Below are 16,298 nucleotides of genomic sequence, written 5' to 3'. Positions count from 1 at the left end.
ATCGACAGTATGTCGATCATCGAAAGCTCCCAGAAGCGTCCTCGCATTCTCGTCGTTGGCGGTGGCTATGTTGGCCTGTACGTTGCGATGAATCTGCAGAAGAAGGTTAAGTCCCACGGCGGCATCGTCACCGTGGTCGACCCGAACCCATACATGACCTACCAGCCGTTCCTGCCGGAAGTTGCAGGCGGCCAGATCGAACCGCGCCACGTCGTGGTCTCCCACCGTCAGCACCTCAAGCACTCCGAGCTGATCAACGGCCGCGTGCTGAGCATCGACCACGCCAGCAAGAAGGCCGTCATCGCTCCGGTCAACGGCGAAGAGTACGAACTTGAATACACCGATGTCGTGATGTCCGCCGGTGCGGTCACCCGCACCTTCCCGATCACCGGCCTGGCCGAGCAGGGCATCGGCCTGAAGACCATCGAAGAGGCCATCGCGCTGCGCAACAAGGTTGCCGAGCGCATCGAGTCGGCTTCGAACATGACTGATCCTGAAGCCCGCAAGCGCGCCCTGACCTTCGTGGTGGTCGGCGGCGGCTTCGCCGGCATCGAGACCATCGCCGAGCTCGAGGACATGGCACGCCACCTGGTTAGCCTGAACGACCGCGTGCAGCAGAGCGAAGTCCGCTTCGTGCTGGTCGAGGCCATGGGCCGCATCATGCCTGAAGTGACCGCCGAGCAGGCCGAATGGGTTGTCGAGCACCTGCGCAGCCGCGGCATCGAGGTCCTGCTGAACACCTCGCTGGCCGACGCCACCGATGGCTACCTGCAGCTGATCAACATGGCCGACAAGTCCCCGGCCGACGCCTTCTACTCGGACACCCTGATCTGGTGCGCCGGCGTCATGGCCAACCCGATGGTCCGCTCCACCGATTTCCCGATCGAGCAGCGCGGCCGCATCGAGACCCGCACCGACCTGCGCATCAAGGACGCGAATGGCGATGCGCTGGAAGGCGCCTGGGCAGCCGGCGACGTTTCGGCAGTCAAGGACGTCACCGGCGGCCTGCCGGACGGCACCTGCGTGCCGAACGCGCAGCACGCCGTGCGCCAGGCCAAGCTGCTGGCAAAGAACCTGTACGCAGCCCGCTACGGCGTTGGCCGCATCAAGGAATACAAGCACAAGAACCTCGGCGCCGTGGCAGGCTTCGGCAAGAACAAGGGTGTTGCCAAGGTCGTCGGCATCAAGCTCAAGGGCTGGCCGGCATGGATGGCCCACCGCGGCTACCACGGCATGGCCATGCCGACCTTCGAGCGCAAGTTCCGCGTGGTCGGCGACTGGATGGTTGCCTGGTTCTTCACCCGCGACGCGCTGCAGCTGAACAACCTCGAAGCACCGCGCACCGCCTTCGAGGAAACCGCCAAGCCGAAGAAGTAGCACTTCGCGGCCGATGATCGAATCACGCGTTGGGGATCGCCTTGCAGGCGGTCCCCAACCTGCGTGCCGGGCAATTTCCCGTTTCCCGAATCGATCGCGTAGGATTTTAGAGTCCTGCCCCTATGGTGGAATTGGCATACACGGCTGACTTAAAATCAGCTGCCGCAAGGCTTGTGGGTTCGAGTCCCACTGGGGGTACCACATCTGAAAGCTCCGGACAGCCCGCAAGGGCGGCCGGGGCTTTTGAGCATCCGGGCACAGCGTCCGCTGCCGTTCGCCCGCCGTAAACCGGGATTTTCGCTCTCGGAGTAGAGAATTAAGGTTGTCAAAGGGTGAAATCATCCCTTTGACTGAGCAGATTCACAGCAATTATCAATACTGTTAAGAACAGCAATATTTCGTACTGCCTGCCTACTGACCAGACAACCTACGGGGGAATAATCTTGAGCGGCAACCCAATCTTTGGTTCGAAGAACCAGGCCGACGCATGGGCCACCAAGCCCGGTGCTCCGGTTGGATTCCGTGACACCGCCAACCTGAGCGCCGAGCAGCTGGACAACATGTACCAGCAGCCGGCCGCCACCAGCGCCGACATGGGTCGCATGACCATCGGCGACACCATCAACAAGACCATTTTCACCCTCGGCCTTGTGGTGATCGGCGCGGCCATTGGCTGGGTGGTTCCTGCCCTGATGCTTCCCGGCGCCTTGGTCGGTTTCGTCCTCGGCTTGGTCAACGCCTTCAAGAAGAAGCCTTCCCCGGCGCTGATCCTCCTCTACGCGGCAGCCGAAGGCCTGTTCCTCGGCGGCCTGTCGCAGTTCCTCGACGGTCTGTACCCAGGCGTTGCCATCCAGGCAGTGGTCGCCACCTTCGCCGTAGCCGGCGTGACCCTGGCCCTGTACCGCTCGGGCAAGTACCGCATGACCCCGAAGCTGAACAAGATGTTCATGGTCGCCATGATCGGCATGGTCGTCTTCTCGCTGCTGAACATGGTGCTCATGCTCACCGGCGTCGTCGACGGCATGTTCGGCCTGCGCAGCGCCGGCGGCGGGGCGCTGGGCCTGATCATCGGCGTGCTGGCGATCCTGCTGGCCACCTACGCGCTGGTTTCGGACTTCACCATGATCGAGGAACTGTCCAAGCAGGGTGCCCCGGCCATCATGGCTTGGCGCGGCGCCTTCGGCCTGACAGTGACCTTGGTTTGGCTTTACACCGAGATTCTGCGCATTCTGGCAATCCTGCGTGGCGACGAGTAGCCATATTGAATTAGATTTCGAGGACCAGTGCCCATATCGGGTACTGGTCCTTGTTTTTTGTCACAATTTGGACATGGAATCCATCGGCGTGCACTCGGCGCGGTAGCGTAGGGACATGAAAAGTAATCGGTTAGAGCGTCTGCGCCGTCTGCGAGGCAACCTGCCGACCCTGAAGTCCGCCCAGCCCGCCGTGGTCCCCGTCGAGTCGCTGGACCTGCGCACGGCCGAGGACCTGCCGTACGGGGTGCGCCTGGCGGCGAGCTGGGCCTGGCGCCTGCTGATCATCGTCGCCGCGCTGGGGGTGGTCTTCTGGCTGCTGTCCAAGGTCTCGCTGCTGCTGATCTCCGTCATGGTTGCCGCGCTCTTGACCAGTCTGCTGTCGCCGGTCGTCAAGATCCTGCACGCCAAGCTCGCGGTGCCCCATGGCTTGGCCGTGGGCATCACGCTGATCGGCTTCCTGGCCTTGGTGACGGCCGGTCTTTCGATCGCGGGCCAGCGCCTTGGCGCCGGGTTCGCCGACCTGTGGACGCAAGCGCTGACCGGCATCCAGCAGATCCAGGACTGGCTGTTCAACGGCCCCCTGCAGCTGACCAATGACGACCTGCAAACCGTGCTGGACGACGCCCTCACCGAGCTGCGCGGCAACGCAAGCAACATCCTGAGCGAAGCCATCAGCTGGGGCTCGGCGCTGGGCCAGATCCTCACCGGGGTCCTGCTGACGGTCTTCTGCCTGATCTTCCTGCTGCTGGATGGGCGCAGGGTTGGGCTGTTCCTGATCAACCTGCTGCCGCGCCGCGCCAGGCCCGCCATGGACGGGGCGCTGACCCGGGGCTGGTCCTCGCTGGTGCGCTACGTGCGGGTGCAGATGCTGGTGGCGCTGATCGACGCGCTGGGCATCGGCTTCGGCGCATTCTTCCTGGGTGTCCCGCTGGCCCTGCCGCTGGGCGTGCTGGTGTTCATCGGCTCCTTCATCCCGGTGGTCGGCGCGCTGGTCACCGGAGCACTGGCCGTGCTGCTCGCGCTGGTCTCCAACGGCTGGGTCAATGCGTTGATCATGCTGGCCATCGTGCTGCTGGTGCAGCAGGCTGAATCGCACATCCTGCAGCCGCTGATCATGGGCAAGGCCGTGAGCCTGCACCCGCTGGCCGTGGTGCTGTCCGTGGCCGGAGGCACCATGGTGGCGAATATCGCCGGAGCCCTGTTCGCCGTGCCGCTGCTGGCCGTGTTGAACACGGTCGTCAAGTACCTCTCCCGGCGCAGCTGGGAAGACGATCCATTCGTCGCGCAGAATTACGGCACGAATCTGGCCGGTGCCAGAGCCCCCGCATCCGACCTGGAAGCTGCGGCCACCCCAGCGGCTCCACCAACATCATCACCTGCGCCGACACCCCGGCTTCCCGAGCATCCCGAGGACAAGAATCATGAACACTGAAACCAAACTTCCGGTCAGCCTGGCGGATATCGAAGAAGCCGCGAAGGTCCTCAAGCCGGTTATCGCGCTCACCCCGGTCGAGCACTCCCGCGTGCTGTCCCAGCACCTGGGCGGCGAGGTCTACCTCAAGTGCGAGAACATGCAGCGCGCCGGATCCTTCAAGGTCCGCGGCGCCTACGTGCGCATGGCCAAGCTCAGCGAGGAGGAGAAGGCCCGCGGTGTCGTCGCCGCCTCGGCAGGCAACCATGCCCAGGGCGTCGCGCAGGCCGCCAGCCACCTGGGCATCAAGGCCCGCATCTACATGCCGCTGGGTGTCGCCCTGCCCAAGCTCACCGCAACGCGGGACCACGGCGCCGAGGTCGTCTTGTTCGGCGACACGGTGGACCAGGCCTTGGCCGAGGCGCAGCGCTTCGCGGATGAAACCGGCGCGGTCTTCGTGCATCCCTTCGACCACCCCGACATCATCGCCGGGCAGGGCACCATCGGGTTGGAGCTGCTGGAGCAGCTGCCGGAGGTGGACACCGTGCTCATGGGCGTGGGCGGCGGCGGGCTGCTGGCCGGCGTGGCCATCGCGCTGAAGGAACGCGCCCGCGAGCTGGGCCGCGAGATCCGCGTGGTGGGCGTGCAGGCGGAGAACGCCGCGGCCTACCCGCCGTCGTTGGCGGCGGACGCCCTGGTGCCGCTGGACACCGTGCACACCATCGCCGACGGCATCGCCGTGGGCAAACCCGGCCAGCTGCCCTTCGCGATCATCAAGGAGCTGGTGGACGACGTCGTCACCGTCTCCGAGGACGCGCTGGCCCGCGCCCTGGTGGTGCTGCTGGAGCGCAACAAGCTGGTGGTGGAGCCGGCCGGCGCCGTGGGCGTCGCGGCGCTGCTGGAGAACAAGCTGGAGGAGCACGGGATTAACCCGGCGACCACCGCGGTGATCCTCTCCGGCGGCAACATCGACCCGCTGCTGATGCTCAAGGTGATCCAGCGCGGCCTGTCCGCCGCAGGACGCTTCCTGACCATCCGCATGATGCTTCCGGACCGCCCAGGCGCCCTGGCGCAGATCTCGCGCATCATCGCCGAATCGGATGCCAACGTGACCCGCCTGGACCACACCCGCATCGGCGGCTCGCTGTCCATGGGCGACGTGGCGATCACCATCGATTTGGAGACCAAGGGCCACGAGCACTCCAAGATGGTGCTGAACAACCTGCGCGCCGAAGGATTCGACCCGCACATCACCAATACCGCAGGCGGCTCCGTCGCCTAGCCGGAACCCGCAAAAAGCCGCTGGCCGCCCCCGGAAGGGGGCGGCCAGCGGCTTATGGTCTTGCCTGGCGGGTGCTAGGCGGAGAACGGCTTGGCGGAGATGATCTCCACCTTGATGTCGCGGCCGTTCGGGGCGGCGTAGGTCAGCTTGTCGCCCACCTTGGCGCCGTGCACTGCCACGCCGATAGGGGACTGCTCGGAGTAGACCTCCAGGTCGGTGTCGCCGGCAACCTCGCGCGAACCGAACAGGAAAGTGGTCTCGTCGCCGGCGATGTTGGCCACGACCAGCATGCCCGGCTCGACAACTCCGTCATCGGCTGGAGCTTCACCGACATGCGCACGGCGCAGCAGGTCCTTCAGGTACAGGATGCGCGCTTCGGCCTTGCCCTGCTCCTCGCGGGCTGCGTGGTATCCACCGTTTTCCTTCAGATCGCCCTCGGAGCGGGCCTGCTCGATACGGGCAACGATCTCGGCGCGGCCCGGGCCGGAGAGGAAGGTCAGTTCATTATTGAGCCGATCGTAGGCTTCCTGAGTCAGCCAAACGATGGGTTCGTTGCTGTTGGTGCTCACGGTTGTACTTCCTTTGGTCAGTCGGGACCTCGCCGCACCTTCCTCAGGAAAGTGGAAAGCCACCTGTACGGTGGCCTCGACGAAGTCGGATTCGGTACGTTTGGCGGATGCCGCATTCCTACAGATGCAAGCAAAGACCCCGCCAGCAACATGTTCCGGTTTGTCTTTCCGGTCATGCGCCGATGCGGGGCGAAACGTATCTTTTCATCGATAGTAGTCGCCAAACCTGAATAAACCCAATAGTTTCAGCTATCAGGTGAGTCAACAGGGGAAATGTCAGCCTTTGAAGTCCTGCGGGACGACAGTGCATTCCTCGATCCCGGCGGTGACGGCCAGGTTGTCGGTGTGCAGATCCACGGTGAGCGTTTGCTTCACCACGCCGGTCTGTTCGCCCGGATCCAATACGATGGTCTTGAACCCGACGATGGCCTTGGTCTTGTTCATGGCGCGAACATCGCACTGCACCCGGTCCTTGGCGTTGTATTCAACGGCGATCGTCGCCTGGGCCATGGTGGGGGACTCGACGTCGAAACTGACGTCCTGGTAGGAAAGCGCGTCATAGTTCGAGGAAGCGAAATAGGCTGCGCCGGCGATTCCAATGACCAGGGCCGAACCGATCAGGATGTTGCGGTTCTTTTTCGACAGGTGGCGTTTCTTGGGGTTGTTGTAGCGAGCCGTTAAGCTTGGATCAGACATTGCGCGCCTTGCACCACTCTCTTGCCTTGGCGGTGGCCCGGTATTCAAGGGCCTTCCGTTCATTGGGTCCTGGATGTTAAGTCTACCGTTGACTTGCTCCGGGGAATAACGGGAGGTCGGACAGTGGTTGAGATAGAGGGCGGGCGCGAAAGCCCCGCGCGAGTGTACAAAGTGCTGAAGGAAGTTGACCAGTGGAGAACCACGTGATGAAAAAGATCGCCCCTTCCCAGGGCCTGCGGCTCATGGCGATCCATGCGCATCCCGACGACGAGTCATCCAAGGGCGCCGCGACCATGGCGGCCTACGTCGACGCCGGCGCCGAGGTCATGGTCGTCAGCTGCACCGGCGGCGAACGCGGGGACATCCTCAACGCGGCGGCCGGCGAGCTGGCCCACGCGCACCGCGACCTGGCCGGAGTGCGCCGCACCGAAATGGCTGAAGCCGCCGCGGTCCTGGGCATCAAGCACCGCTGGCTGGGCTACGTCGACTCCGGGCTCCCCGAGGGCGACCCACTGCCCGAGCTTCCCTTCGGCGCTTTCGCCCTGCAGCCGGTGGAGACCGCCTCGGCCGGCATCATCAAGCTGATCCGCGAATTCCGCCCGCACGTCATCGTCACCTATGACGAAAACGGCGGCTACCCGCATCCGGACCACATCCAGTGCCACAAGGTTTCCACCTTCGCCTTCGAGCACGCCGGAAACCCGGAAATGTACCCCGAGCTGGGCGACCCGTGGCAGGTCGGCAAGCTCTACTACGACCGCGCGTTCTCCCCGGAGCGCTTCCGCACCCTGCACTACGCGATGCTCGAGTCGGGCTACGAATCGCCCTACACCGAGCGCGTGGCCCAGTGGGAAGCCGACGAGGACAACCAGATGTTCAAGTGGGTTTCACCACACACCACGACCACCCAGATCCTGTGCGCCGACTACTTCTCCCAGCGCGATCAGGCCCTGCTGGCGCACCGAACCCAGATAGATCCCGAGGGATTCTTCTTCGCCGTTCCGGAACACGTCTATGCTGAAAGCTGGCCGTGGGAGGACTACACCTTGATTTCCTCCAAGGTGGCCACCGAACTGCCGGAGTCCGACCTGTTTGCCGGACTAAGATAGTTCCCAATACCTTCCAGCTGTAGAAATGAGTTGTCTGTACACCGTGAATGCGATTTACGCGTCCGTGATCCTGGCATCGACCCGCAATACCTTCGGCACCGAGAAGGCCAGCGACTACGGTCCCGGTTTCCTCGGCTTCGTCTTCACCGCCGTGATGGTTGTCGCCGGCATCTTCCTGATGCGTGACATGGTCCGTCGTGTACGCCGTGTGCGCTACCAGTCCGAGGCCGAGCAGCGCCAGCAGCAGATGATGGACGAAGGCGAAAAGCGCACGCTCGAAGAGCCGGACGAGCCGATCGACCCGAAGACCAGCGAAGACAAGTAGTCCGTGCTAGCTTGAAGTCGTGGCTCAGCGACTTTCAGGCTCTTCGAGCCAATACCTCAGGCAACATGCGCACCAGCTAGTGGACTGGTTCCCCTATGGGGACCAGGCCTTCGAACAGGCGCGCCTGCGCGATGTCCCGGTGATGCTCTCCATCGGGTATTCGGCCTGCCACTGGTGCCACGTGATGAGCCATGAGTCCTTTGACGACCCCGCCATCGCGCAGCTGCTCAACGAGCATTTTGTCGCCATCAAGGTGGACCGCGAGGAACACCCGCTGGTGGACGACACCTACATGATGGCCACCCAGGCGCTCACCGGCGCCGGGGGCTGGCCCATGACCATCTTCGCCCTGCCCGACGGCAGGGCCTTCCATGCCGGAACCTACTATCCGGCCGTGCCCCGGGGCAAGACCCCCTCCTTCACCCAGGTGCTCAACGCCGTGAATGAAGCCTGGGAAACCAAGCGCGACGGGCTGGCCGAACAGGCAGACATGCTCGCTGGCCACCTGGCGGAGCTCGGCGCCAGGCAGGGCGCCTTGTTGTCCCTGCATTCGGCGCTGCCCGCGCAGCAGTCCCAGGAAGCTGCAGTGACGCACTGGATCTCCGCCACCCGACCTGAGGGCGGCACCACGCCCGCACCGAAATTCCCGCCCACCTGGGCGCTGAAAACCCTGTGGCGCTCGGCGCTGGCCGGAGGCAGCCGCGGCGACGAGGCCTTCAACGCCGCAGCCACCACGCTGGAGGCGATCCTGCGCGGCGGCCTGCAGGACCATCTGGGCGGCGGCTTCGCCCGCTACTGCGTGGACGAGCACTGGTCGGTACCGCACTTCGAGAAAATGCTCTACGATAATGCCGGGCTGCTCTCGTTGTGCGCCCGCAGCGCCGTGCTCGCCGGGGAATACGCGCACGGCGCAGCCGGCGCCCAGCAGCAGCGCGCCGAAGCCCTTGCCGCAGCCGCCCGGGCCGCCGCCTTGGACACCGCCGAATTCCTGCGCCGCGAGATGCGTGTCGGCGCGGACGGCGGCGGGCCGCAGGCCCTGGCCAGCTCGCTGGACGCCGATTCGCCGCGCGAGGGGAAGAGCATCGAAGGCGCCTACTACACGTTCTCCCGGGCCGAACTGAACGCGGCCCTCGACGGGCTCGACGCCCTGCCGCCGAACCTGGTCCGGCTCGCCGAGGTCGCCGAGGATCCCGGGCGCTACTGCCTGTCGCTGGCCCGATTCCCCCATGCCGGGGAAGAGCCGCTGTGGAACCAGCTGAAACAGGAGCTCGGCCTGGTGCGGGCCACACGCCAGCGGCCCGGGCGGGACGCCAAGGTCATCGCCGGATGGAACGGACTGGCTATCGAGGCCCTATGCGAGGCCGGCGCCCTGCTGGACGCACCCGAATTGCTGGAGATGGCCGAGGAGGCCGCCACCGCGGTGTGGCAGGCGCATTGGGACCCCGAAACCCGCCGCTTGGCCCGGGTCAGCTTCGACGGGAAGGCCGAGCACTCCAACGAGGGAACCTTGCAGGACTACGCGGCGCTGGCCCTGGGATTGCTGGCCCTTGACTCCGCGCGGGGCAACGGGCCCTGGGCAGCGCGCGCCGATGCGCTGCTGGGACGCGCTGGCGACTTCGTCGATCCTGGGACCGGGGTGCCGCGCGATGCGGTGCAGCTGGATGCGCGGCTGAGCGCCCAGCGAGCGGCCGGCGCGGCGACAGTGCTGGATGACGCCATCCCGGCCGCCGGTGCGTTGTACGCCATGGCGCTGGCGCGCCGGGCGGTCACGGCCCTGGCGGACGGCGCCTGGACCGACGCCCAAGCCGCCGGCCTGGAGCGGGCGGGGGAGCTGACCGTGCATGCGCTGGCGCTGGCCACCGAAGTCCCGACCCAGGTCGCCACCGCGCTGGAAGTCCAGGCCGTGCTCAACGCTCCCGTGCAGTACGTGACCGTGGGCGGCGCGCAGCCGGATCAGCTGGCGCGGCTGCGCCGGCTGGGCCGGTCGATGCGACTGGAACTACGCGAGGAGAAAGACGCAGCGGGTCCCGCGGGGACGCTGCGCATCCAGGGATGCCGCAAGGAGCTGTGCCAGGCCCCGGTGGATTCGCTGGAGCGCTTCGTGCAAACCCTGCACCACCACTGAATCACCGCTTCCGCCACGCAAGATGAAGGGAACGGGCGGGCGGACACGGTAGATTTAGAATCTAGGGTTTTTGATTTCCAAGGAAAGGCAGGGCGCGGTGCAGCTTCCCAACCTCGCGTACCGTTTCTATGAACGGCGCCTGGCAAAGTCGCTTCCTGCCGACAAGCTGCCGCACCACATCGGCGTGATGGTGGACGGCAACCGCCGTTGGGCCAAGCTCGCTGGAACCCCGACGGTCGCCGGCCACCAGGCCGGCGCGGACAAGATCCTGGAGTTCCTGGACTGGTGCGAAGACCTGAACATCAAGGTCGTCACCCTGTACATGCTCTCCACGGACAACCTGAACCGCGAGCCGGGGGAGCTGCGCGACCTGCTTGAAGTCATCGGGTCCACGCTGGACCGGCTGGGAGAGACCAACCGGGTCAAGGTCCAGCAGGTCGGGGCCCGCGACCTGCTGCCGGCGGAGCTGGCGCAGAAGCTGGCCGCGCTGGAATCCGCAACGGCGAACCGCGGCGGCGTGCACGTGAACGTGGCCATCGGCTACGGCGGACGCCGGGAAATCCTGGACGCCATCAAGTCGCTGCTGCGCGATGCAGCCAAGGACGGGCGCACTCTCGAACAGGTCACCGACCAGCTGTGCACCGATGACATCGAGTCCTACCTGTACACCAAGGGACAGCCCGACCCGGACCTGGTGATCCGCACCAGCGGGGAGCAGCGCCTGAGCGGCTTTTTGACCTGGCAGAGCGCCTACTCCGAGTTCTACTTCTGCGAAGCGTTGTGGCCGGACTTCCGGCGGGTAGATTTCCTGCGCGCCTTGCGCGATTTCGCCGACCGCCAGCGCCGCTTCGGCACCTAGGAATCCGCGGTGCGGCAAATATTGGGAAAAACGTTGCCTACTCGTAACCCGACACGATGTTCGCTGCCCGGGGTTTGGGGCTATCGTGGGCACTAAGGCGGGGGCAAGCAGCCCCCGCTGAGCGAAGGGTTTCCCACTAGATGACCACAGCAGCGTTCACCGGTTTCACCGCCGGATTCGCCCTTGGACATCCGGTGCCGGGAGTCCCCACACATGCGTGGGGATTGCTCCCCACGCCGGAACCGAGAATAGGTGCGCTGCCATGACCCGAAATGCTGACGAGGCTGTCCGGACCTACGTGATCGATACGTCGGTGCTGCTCTCCGACCCGCGGGCGATGTACCGCTTCGAGGAGCACCACTTGGTGATCCCGCTGACCGTCATCACCGAGCTGGAGAACAAGCGCAAGGACCCGGAACTCGGGTACTTCGCCCGCCAGGCCCTGCGGCTGCTGGACGACCTGATTGCAAGCCACGGCGGGCTGTCCCGCGCGGTGCCGGTCTCCGAGCTCGGTGGCACGCTGCGTATCGAGCTGAACCACATCGCCGCCGAGGTGCTGCCGGTGGGAATGCGGACCGGAGAGAACGACACCCGGATCCTCGCCGTGGCCAAGCACCTGCTGGACCAGGGCCAGGATGTCGCCCTGGTGACCAAGGACCTGCCGATGCGCATCAAGGCCTCGGCCATCGGCATCCATGCGGAGGTCTACCGCAGCGAACTGATCACCTCCACCGGTTGGAGCGGAATCCAGCAGCTGGAACTGGGCGAGGACGCGATGGCTTCCCTTTACGAACGCGAACAGCTGGCCAACCTGCCGGAGATCGCCGACGCCCCGGTCAACACGGGTTTCGTGATCACCTCCCCGCGCGGCAGCGCGCTGGGGCGCAAGACGGATGCCACGACCTTGAAGCTGGTGCGCGGCGACCAGCAGGCCTTCGGGCTGCACGGGCGCAGCGCCGAGCAGCGCATCGCCCTTGACCTGCTGATGGACCCCGGGGTGGGCATCGTCTCGCTGGGCGGCAATGCAGGCACCGGCAAGTCCGCCCTGGCGCTGTGCGCCGGCATGGAAGCTGTCATGGAGCGCCGGGAGCACCGGAAGATCACCGTATTCCGTCCGCTGTATGCGGTCGGCGGGCAGGAACTGGGCTACCTGCCGGGCTCCGAAGGGGAGAAGATGGGCCCCTGGGCCCAGGCGGTCTTCGACACCCTCGGCTCCATCGTGTCCAAGAACGTGATCGACGAGGTGGTGGACCGCGGCATGCTGGAGGTGCTGCCGTTGACCCACATCCGCGGCCGGTCGCTGCATGACGCCTTCGTGATCGTGGACGAGGCGCAGTCCCTGGAACGCAATGTGCTGCTCACCGTGCTCTCGCGCATCGGGCAGAATTCAAAGGTGGTGCTGACCCATGACGTGGCCCAGCGCGACAACCTGCATGTGGGACGCCACGACGGCGTGGCCGCGGTGGTGGAGCAGCTCAAGGGGCACGCGCTGTTCGGGCACGTCACGCTGACCCGCTCCGAGCGTTCGGCCATCGCCGCGCTGGTCACCGAGATGCTGGACGGCCCCTACCTGGGTTAGCCGCGGCCGGCGTCCTTGCGCAGCTCCCACGGGATCGGTGCCCTGACATCGGTCAGCGTGGGAGCCGGGGCGGTGAACAGCGAGTCGATGTAGTACTCGTCGTGCGCCAAGACCTGCAGGCTGATTTCCGGAACCCGGCTGCCGGCATCCAGCACGCGCCGGTGCACGCAGATCCCGGTGTCCGCATCCAGCATGACCAGCGTCCTGGTTTCCGGCGGCACCAGCGCGAAGTCAGCCAGGCACGGCCGGTAGCTGTACCCGGCGGACAGCACCGCCGCCAGCGCCGGGCGCCCGGCGAACTCGGTCTCGGCCAGCTCGTGGATGTAGGTCGGATGGTCGAAGGCCAGATCCAGCGAGGCTGGCTCCGCGCCGGCAATCTCGAACGGGTCGAGCATCGTGGACAGGAAGGGCAGCGGCAGCAGGTCGCCGAACCCGGCGATCTCCGGGCGGCGCAGCACCAGCCGGTCGCTGGCGAAGACCGGGGAGGTCAGGCCGGCAGGCAGCTTCCACGAGGAGGCGGAGGCGGTGGCCACGTAATCGCGTCCGCGGTCGGCGGTGAAATGCTCGCGCTGGTAGACCGGCCGGCCGGCCTCGTCGAAGGCCGCGGCGGCCTCGCGCTGCCGCAGGATCAGCTCCAGGCGGCCTTCCAAGCCCCGGGCCGGGTCCTGGAACTCCTGCGGCACCTGGAAGGAGATGCGCACCGATGTGCTCAGCCAGGGCGCGGAGCGGGCCAGGGCGCGCACATGCCGTCGGGCGGCCGAATCGGGCAGCGGGTGTCCGGGGAAAAGCGGGGGTGCTGCTGGCTGGGTCATGACTCCAGTCTAGGAGCCGAAGCCGCGAATAGCACCGGTTGTGCACATTCCCGCCGGGCCCGCCGACACCGCCGGCGCCCGCGCCTATGCTGGAAGCATGATGGAGCACAGCACGGTGCAGATCCTGGCGGTCGCCCGGGAATCGTGGGCGACGGCGCTGCTGGTCGCCGCGCTGCTGCTTTGTTATGCAGGATACGGGTACGCGCTGTCCGCCGCGGATATCGCCGGGCACCGGCTGCCCAACCGGCTGGTCGCCAGGTGGCTGCTGGCCTCAGTGGTCATCCTCGCGCTGCTGGGCGCGGTCCGCATGGATTTCTGGCCGGTGCTGCGGGCCCTGTTCGGCATGGCGCTGCTGTGCGGCGGGTACCTGCTGGTGTCGCTGGTCTCCTCCGGGGCCATGGGCATGGGGGACGTGAAGCTGGCCTCCGTGCTCGGGTTGAACCTGGCGTATTTCTCCCTGCCCTCGCTGTTCCTCGCCACGCTGCTGGCCTTCGTCATGGCAGCGCTGTTCGTGCTGGGCGGGACGATCCTGCGCCGGCTGACCCTGAAGTCGGCGGTGCCCTTCGGCCCGTTCATGATCCTCGGCGCGCTCATTGCGCTGTGTGTGGCACGATAGGTTCATGCCTACCCCTGAATTCATCACGAATCTGAGAACCCATATCGGACACGAAATGTTGTGGCTGTCCGGGGTGAAGGTCGTGGTTTTCGACGAGGACCGGGTGCTGCTGGTGCGCCGTGCTGACAACGGCAAATGGACCCTGCCGGCAGGAATCATCGAACCCGGGGAAGAAGCCTCGCACACCGCAGCGCGGGAGGTGCTGGAGGAAACCGGGGTGGAATGCGAAATCACCGACCTGCTGGGCGTGGGCATCACCGCGCCGACCGTGTACCCCAATGGCGACCATGCGCAGTACCTGGACCTGGTGTTCAAGGCGGCGCACCGGTCCGGCCACGCGGTCCGGGGTGATGACGAGAACCTCGAGGTCGGCTACTTCCAGCTCGATGAGCGGCCGCAGCTTCCGCCGCTGCATGAGCGTGCCATCGACTGGGCGCTGAATCCCCGCCCGGGCGGCTACTTCGCCGCCTGACCGGTGCCGCGGCCGGCCCTCGGTCCCCACAAGGCAAAGAGCATGCCCCGCACCACGGTGCGGGGCATGCTCTTTTCCGAAACAGTTCAGATCCGACACCGGGTCAGCTGTTGCGCTGCTCCTTCGGGTCCTGAACCGGCACCGAACCGGAGTCCGGCTCGTCCTGCGTGGCAGCCTCCGGCCGGGCGACGCCACCTGACCGCTGGGCGGCCTCCACGGCTTCGGCTTCCTCGCCGGCGATGGCCTCGCCACGGGCCACCATGCCCGCCTGCTCGGAGAGCGGGACCTGCTTCAGGAACAGCGCCAGCCCGAAGGCCACGACCAGGAACGGAATCAGGTACCAGAACACCGGGGCCAGCGAGTCCGCGTAGGCGGTCACGATGCCGTCGCGCAGCGGCTCGGGCAGCTGCGAAAGGGTTTCCGGATCCAGCGTGGCGGTGGCCCGCCCGGCATCCTCGGGGTCGGCCCCGGCGCCGGAGAACACCTCCATCAGCTTCTCGGAGAGCCGGTTGGTGAACATCGCGCCGAAGATCGCGACACCCAGCGAGGCGCCGACCTCGCGGAAGTAGTTGTTGGTGGAGGTGGCCACGCCGACCATCTGCGGATCCACGGCGTTCTGCACCACCAGCACCACCACCTGCATGATCAGGCCCATGCCCGCGCCCAGGAAGAACAGGTACACGCAGATCAGCCACAGCGGGGTCTGCGCGGTCAGCGTGGTGAAGCACAGCATCGCGATGGCGGTGACCACGGTGCCGGCGATCGGGTAGCCCTTGTAACGGCCCGACTTGGTGATGGCGATACCCGAGTAGATCGAGGTGCCCATCATGCCAGCCATCATCGGCAGCATCAGCAGGCCGGAAACCGCCGCGGAGGTGCCCGAGGACATCTGCAGGAAAGTCGGGACGAACGCGATGGCGGAGAACATGCCGATGCCCAGGGTGAAGCCGATGGCGGTGGCATTGATGAAGACCTTGTTCTTGAACAGGCCCAGCGGGATGATCGGATCTGCTGCCTTGGCCTCGATCACCACGAACAACAACGCCGCGGCCAGCAGGCCAATACCCCACGCCCAGGTTTCCAGTGCGGCCCAGCCGTGGTCGGCGGAGCCGCCGAAGTCGGTGAAGAAGATCAGGCAGGTGGTGGCGATGGACAGCAGGATCACGCCCATCACGTCGATCTTCTTCTCGGCCTTCTTGTTCGGCAGGGTGAGCGTGAACCAGGCGATCAGGAAGGCGGCGACACCGATCGGGATGTTGATGTAGAACGCCCACTGCCAGGAAAGGTGGTCGACGAAGAAGCCGCCCAGCAGCGGTCCGGCCACCGCGGACAAACCGAAGATGCCGCCCAGCGGGCCCATGTACTTGCCGCGCTCGGATGCCGGAACGATGTCGGCGATGATGGCCTGCGAGAGGATCATCAAGCCGCCGCCGCCCAGGCCCTGCATGGCGCGGAACACCACGAAGGTCCAGAAGTCGGTGGAGAACGCCGCGCCCACCGAGGCCAGGGTGAACAGGGCGATGGCGATCAGGAACAGGTTGCGCCGGCCCAGCACGTCGCCGAACTTGCCGTAGATCGGCATGACGATGGTGGTGGCCAGCAGGTAGGAGGTGGTGATCCAAGCCTGGTGCTCCACGCCGCCGAGCTGGCCCACGATGGTGGGCATGGCGGTGGAGACGATGGTCTGGTCCAGCGAGGAGAGCATCATCCCGGCGATCAATGCCGAGAAGATGATCCAGATGCGCCGCTGGGTCAGTGCCAGCGGTGCATCACCCGAGGGCTTGCCGCGGGAAGTGGTGGTGGTCATGGC

15 protein-coding genes and 1 tRNA gene are annotated in these 16,298 nt (G+C 65.9%); 12 read left to right on the top strand and 4 right to left on the bottom strand.

From position 1 onward, the window contains the following. The first annotated feature begins 9 nt into the window (after positions 1-9). From DFO58_RS07545 to ilvA, 5 genes are all read left to right on the top strand, one after another. Complete coding sequence (locus DFO58_RS07545) at positions 10-1,377, top strand: FAD-dependent oxidoreductase (protein ID WP_047118429.1); 1,368 nt, start codon at positions 10-12, stop codon at positions 1,375-1,377. A gap of 116 nt (positions 1,378-1,493) precedes the next feature. Next, positions 1,494-1,578: transfer RNA gene (locus DFO58_RS07540), tRNA-Leu, on the top strand. A 242-nt stretch (positions 1,579-1,820) separates the two neighbouring features. After that, positions 1,821-2,633 (top strand): Bax inhibitor-1/YccA family protein, encoded by an 813-nt coding sequence (locus DFO58_RS07535; RefSeq protein ID WP_181728046.1) that lies wholly within the window; start codon positions 1,821-1,823, stop codon positions 2,631-2,633. Positions 2,634-2,748: 115 nt separating this feature from the next. Then, on the top strand, positions 2,749-4,065 hold the full coding sequence (locus DFO58_RS07530) for an AI-2E family transporter (protein ID WP_053797496.1): 1,317 nt from the start codon (positions 2,749-2,751) through the stop codon (positions 4,063-4,065). Continuing rightward, positions 4,055-5,326 carry a threonine ammonia-lyase gene (ilvA, locus tag DFO58_RS07525; protein ID WP_053797497.1) on the top strand — a complete coding sequence of 424 codons (1,272 nt, stop codon included), beginning with the start codon at positions 4,055-4,057 and terminating at the stop codon, positions 5,324-5,326. The genes DFO58_RS07530 and ilvA overlap by 11 nt, the downstream gene beginning before the upstream one ends. 74 nt (positions 5,327-5,400) lie before the next feature. On the opposite strand, the gene greA is transcribed toward ilvA, so the two are convergent. Next, positions 5,401-5,895: a transcription elongation factor GreA gene (greA, locus tag DFO58_RS07520; protein ID WP_047118436.1), complete on the bottom strand. Its 495-nt coding sequence runs from the start codon at positions 5,893-5,895 to the stop codon at positions 5,401-5,403. Positions 5,896-6,171: 276 nt separating this feature from the next. Continuing rightward, entirely contained in the window at positions 6,172-6,591 is a 420-nt protein-coding gene (locus tag DFO58_RS07515) for a DUF4307 domain-containing protein (RefSeq protein WP_047118437.1), read from the bottom strand. A gap of 206 nt (positions 6,592-6,797) precedes the next feature. On the opposite strand from DFO58_RS07515, the gene mca reads away from it, so the two are divergent. The 5 genes from mca (at position 6,798) to DFO58_RS07490 (ending at position 12,588) form a co-directional block, all read left to right on the top strand. Then, on the top strand, positions 6,798-7,700 hold the full coding sequence (gene mca / locus DFO58_RS07510; RefSeq protein WP_053799331.1) for a mycothiol conjugate amidase Mca: 903 nt from the start codon (positions 6,798-6,800) through the stop codon (positions 7,698-7,700). Between the two features lie 25 nt (positions 7,701-7,725). Beyond that, positions 7,726-8,025, top strand: coding sequence for a hypothetical protein (locus DFO58_RS07505; RefSeq protein WP_147407221.1), 300 nt, complete (start codon positions 7,726-7,728; stop codon positions 8,023-8,025). Positions 8,026-8,044: 19 nt separating this feature from the next. Continuing rightward, the gene (locus DFO58_RS07500) at positions 8,045-10,150 is read left to right on the top strand and encodes a DUF255 domain-containing protein (RefSeq protein WP_120989983.1); all 2,106 of its coding nucleotides are present in this window, start codon (positions 8,045-8,047) and stop codon (positions 10,148-10,150) included. A gap of 97 nt (positions 10,151-10,247) precedes the next feature. Continuing rightward, positions 10,248-11,009, top strand: coding sequence for an isoprenyl transferase (locus DFO58_RS07495; RefSeq protein WP_047118439.1), 762 nt, complete (start codon positions 10,248-10,250; stop codon positions 11,007-11,009). Positions 11,010-11,271: 262 nt separating this feature from the next. Next, positions 11,272-12,588, top strand: coding sequence for a PhoH family protein (locus DFO58_RS07490; RefSeq protein ID WP_120989981.1), 1,317 nt, complete (start codon positions 11,272-11,274; stop codon positions 12,586-12,588). Here the strand turns inward: DFO58_RS07490 and DFO58_RS07485 are convergent. Beyond that, the gene (locus tag DFO58_RS07485) at positions 12,585-13,400 is read right to left on the bottom strand and encodes a hypothetical protein (protein WP_120989979.1); all 816 of its coding nucleotides are present in this window, start codon (positions 13,398-13,400) and stop codon (positions 12,585-12,587) included. The two genes, DFO58_RS07490 and DFO58_RS07485, sit on opposite strands and share 4 nt — an antisense overlap. 97 nt (positions 13,401-13,497) lie before the next feature. Between DFO58_RS07485 and DFO58_RS07480 the strand changes: the two genes are divergently transcribed. Next, positions 13,498-14,016 carry an A24 family peptidase gene (locus DFO58_RS07480; RefSeq protein ID WP_147407220.1) on the top strand — a complete coding sequence of 173 codons (519 nt, stop codon included), beginning with the start codon at positions 13,498-13,500 and terminating at the stop codon, positions 14,014-14,016. A gap of 4 nt (positions 14,017-14,020) precedes the next feature. Next, the gene (locus DFO58_RS07475; protein WP_047118441.1) at positions 14,021-14,488 is read left to right on the top strand and encodes an NUDIX domain-containing protein; all 468 of its coding nucleotides are present in this window, start codon (positions 14,021-14,023) and stop codon (positions 14,486-14,488) included. 103 nt (positions 14,489-14,591) lie between these two features. On the opposite strand, the gene DFO58_RS07470 is transcribed toward DFO58_RS07475, so the two are convergent. Beyond that, positions 14,592-16,295 carry an MDR family MFS transporter gene (locus DFO58_RS07470; RefSeq protein ID WP_120989975.1) on the bottom strand — a complete coding sequence of 568 codons (1,704 nt, stop codon included), beginning with the start codon at positions 16,293-16,295 and terminating at the stop codon, positions 14,592-14,594. Positions 16,296-16,298 lie beyond the last annotated feature (3 nt).

The organism is Arthrobacter sp. AG1021 (assembly GCF_003633665.1).
Taxonomy (GTDB): Bacteria; Actinomycetota; Actinomycetes; order Actinomycetales; family Micrococcaceae; genus Glutamicibacter; species Glutamicibacter soli.
This window is presented reverse-complemented; position numbering and strand designations above follow the sequence as displayed.

Bases quoted from the DNA above. Each gene is read 5' to 3' on its own strand.
- DFO58_RS07545 (WP_047118429.1), top strand. From the start codon at position 10: ATGTCGATCATCGAAAGCTCCCAGAAGCGTCCTCGCATTCTCGTCGTT.
- DFO58_RS07530 (WP_053797496.1), top strand. From the start codon at position 2,749: ATGAAAAGTAATCGGTTAGAGCGTCTGCGCCGTCTGCGAGGCAACCTG.
- ilvA (WP_053797497.1), top strand. From the start codon at position 4,055: ATGAACACTGAAACCAAACTTCCGGTCAGCCTGGCGGATATCGAAGAA.
- DFO58_RS07515 (WP_047118437.1), bottom strand. From the start codon at position 6,591: ATGTCTGATCCAAGCTTAACGGCTCGCTACAACAACCCCAAGAAACGC.
- mca (WP_053799331.1), top strand. From the start codon at position 6,798: ATGAAAAAGATCGCCCCTTCCCAGGGCCTGCGGCTCATGGCGATCCAT.
- DFO58_RS07505 (WP_147407221.1), top strand. From the start codon at position 7,726: ATGAGTTGTCTGTACACCGTGAATGCGATTTACGCGTCCGTGATCCTG.
- DFO58_RS07490 (WP_120989981.1), top strand. From the start codon at position 11,272: ATGACCCGAAATGCTGACGAGGCTGTCCGGACCTACGTGATCGATACG.
- DFO58_RS07485 (WP_120989979.1), bottom strand. From the start codon at position 13,400: ATGACCCAGCCAGCAGCACCCCCGCTTTTCCCCGGACACCCGCTGCCC.
- DFO58_RS07480 (WP_147407220.1), top strand. From the start codon at position 13,498: ATGATGGAGCACAGCACGGTGCAGATCCTGGCGGTCGCCCGGGAATCG.
- DFO58_RS07475 (WP_047118441.1), top strand. From the start codon at position 14,021: ATGCCTACCCCTGAATTCATCACGAATCTGAGAACCCATATCGGACAC.
- DFO58_RS07470 (WP_120989975.1), bottom strand. From the start codon at position 16,295: ATGACCACCACCACTTCCCGCGGCAAGCCCTCGGGTGATGCACCGCTG.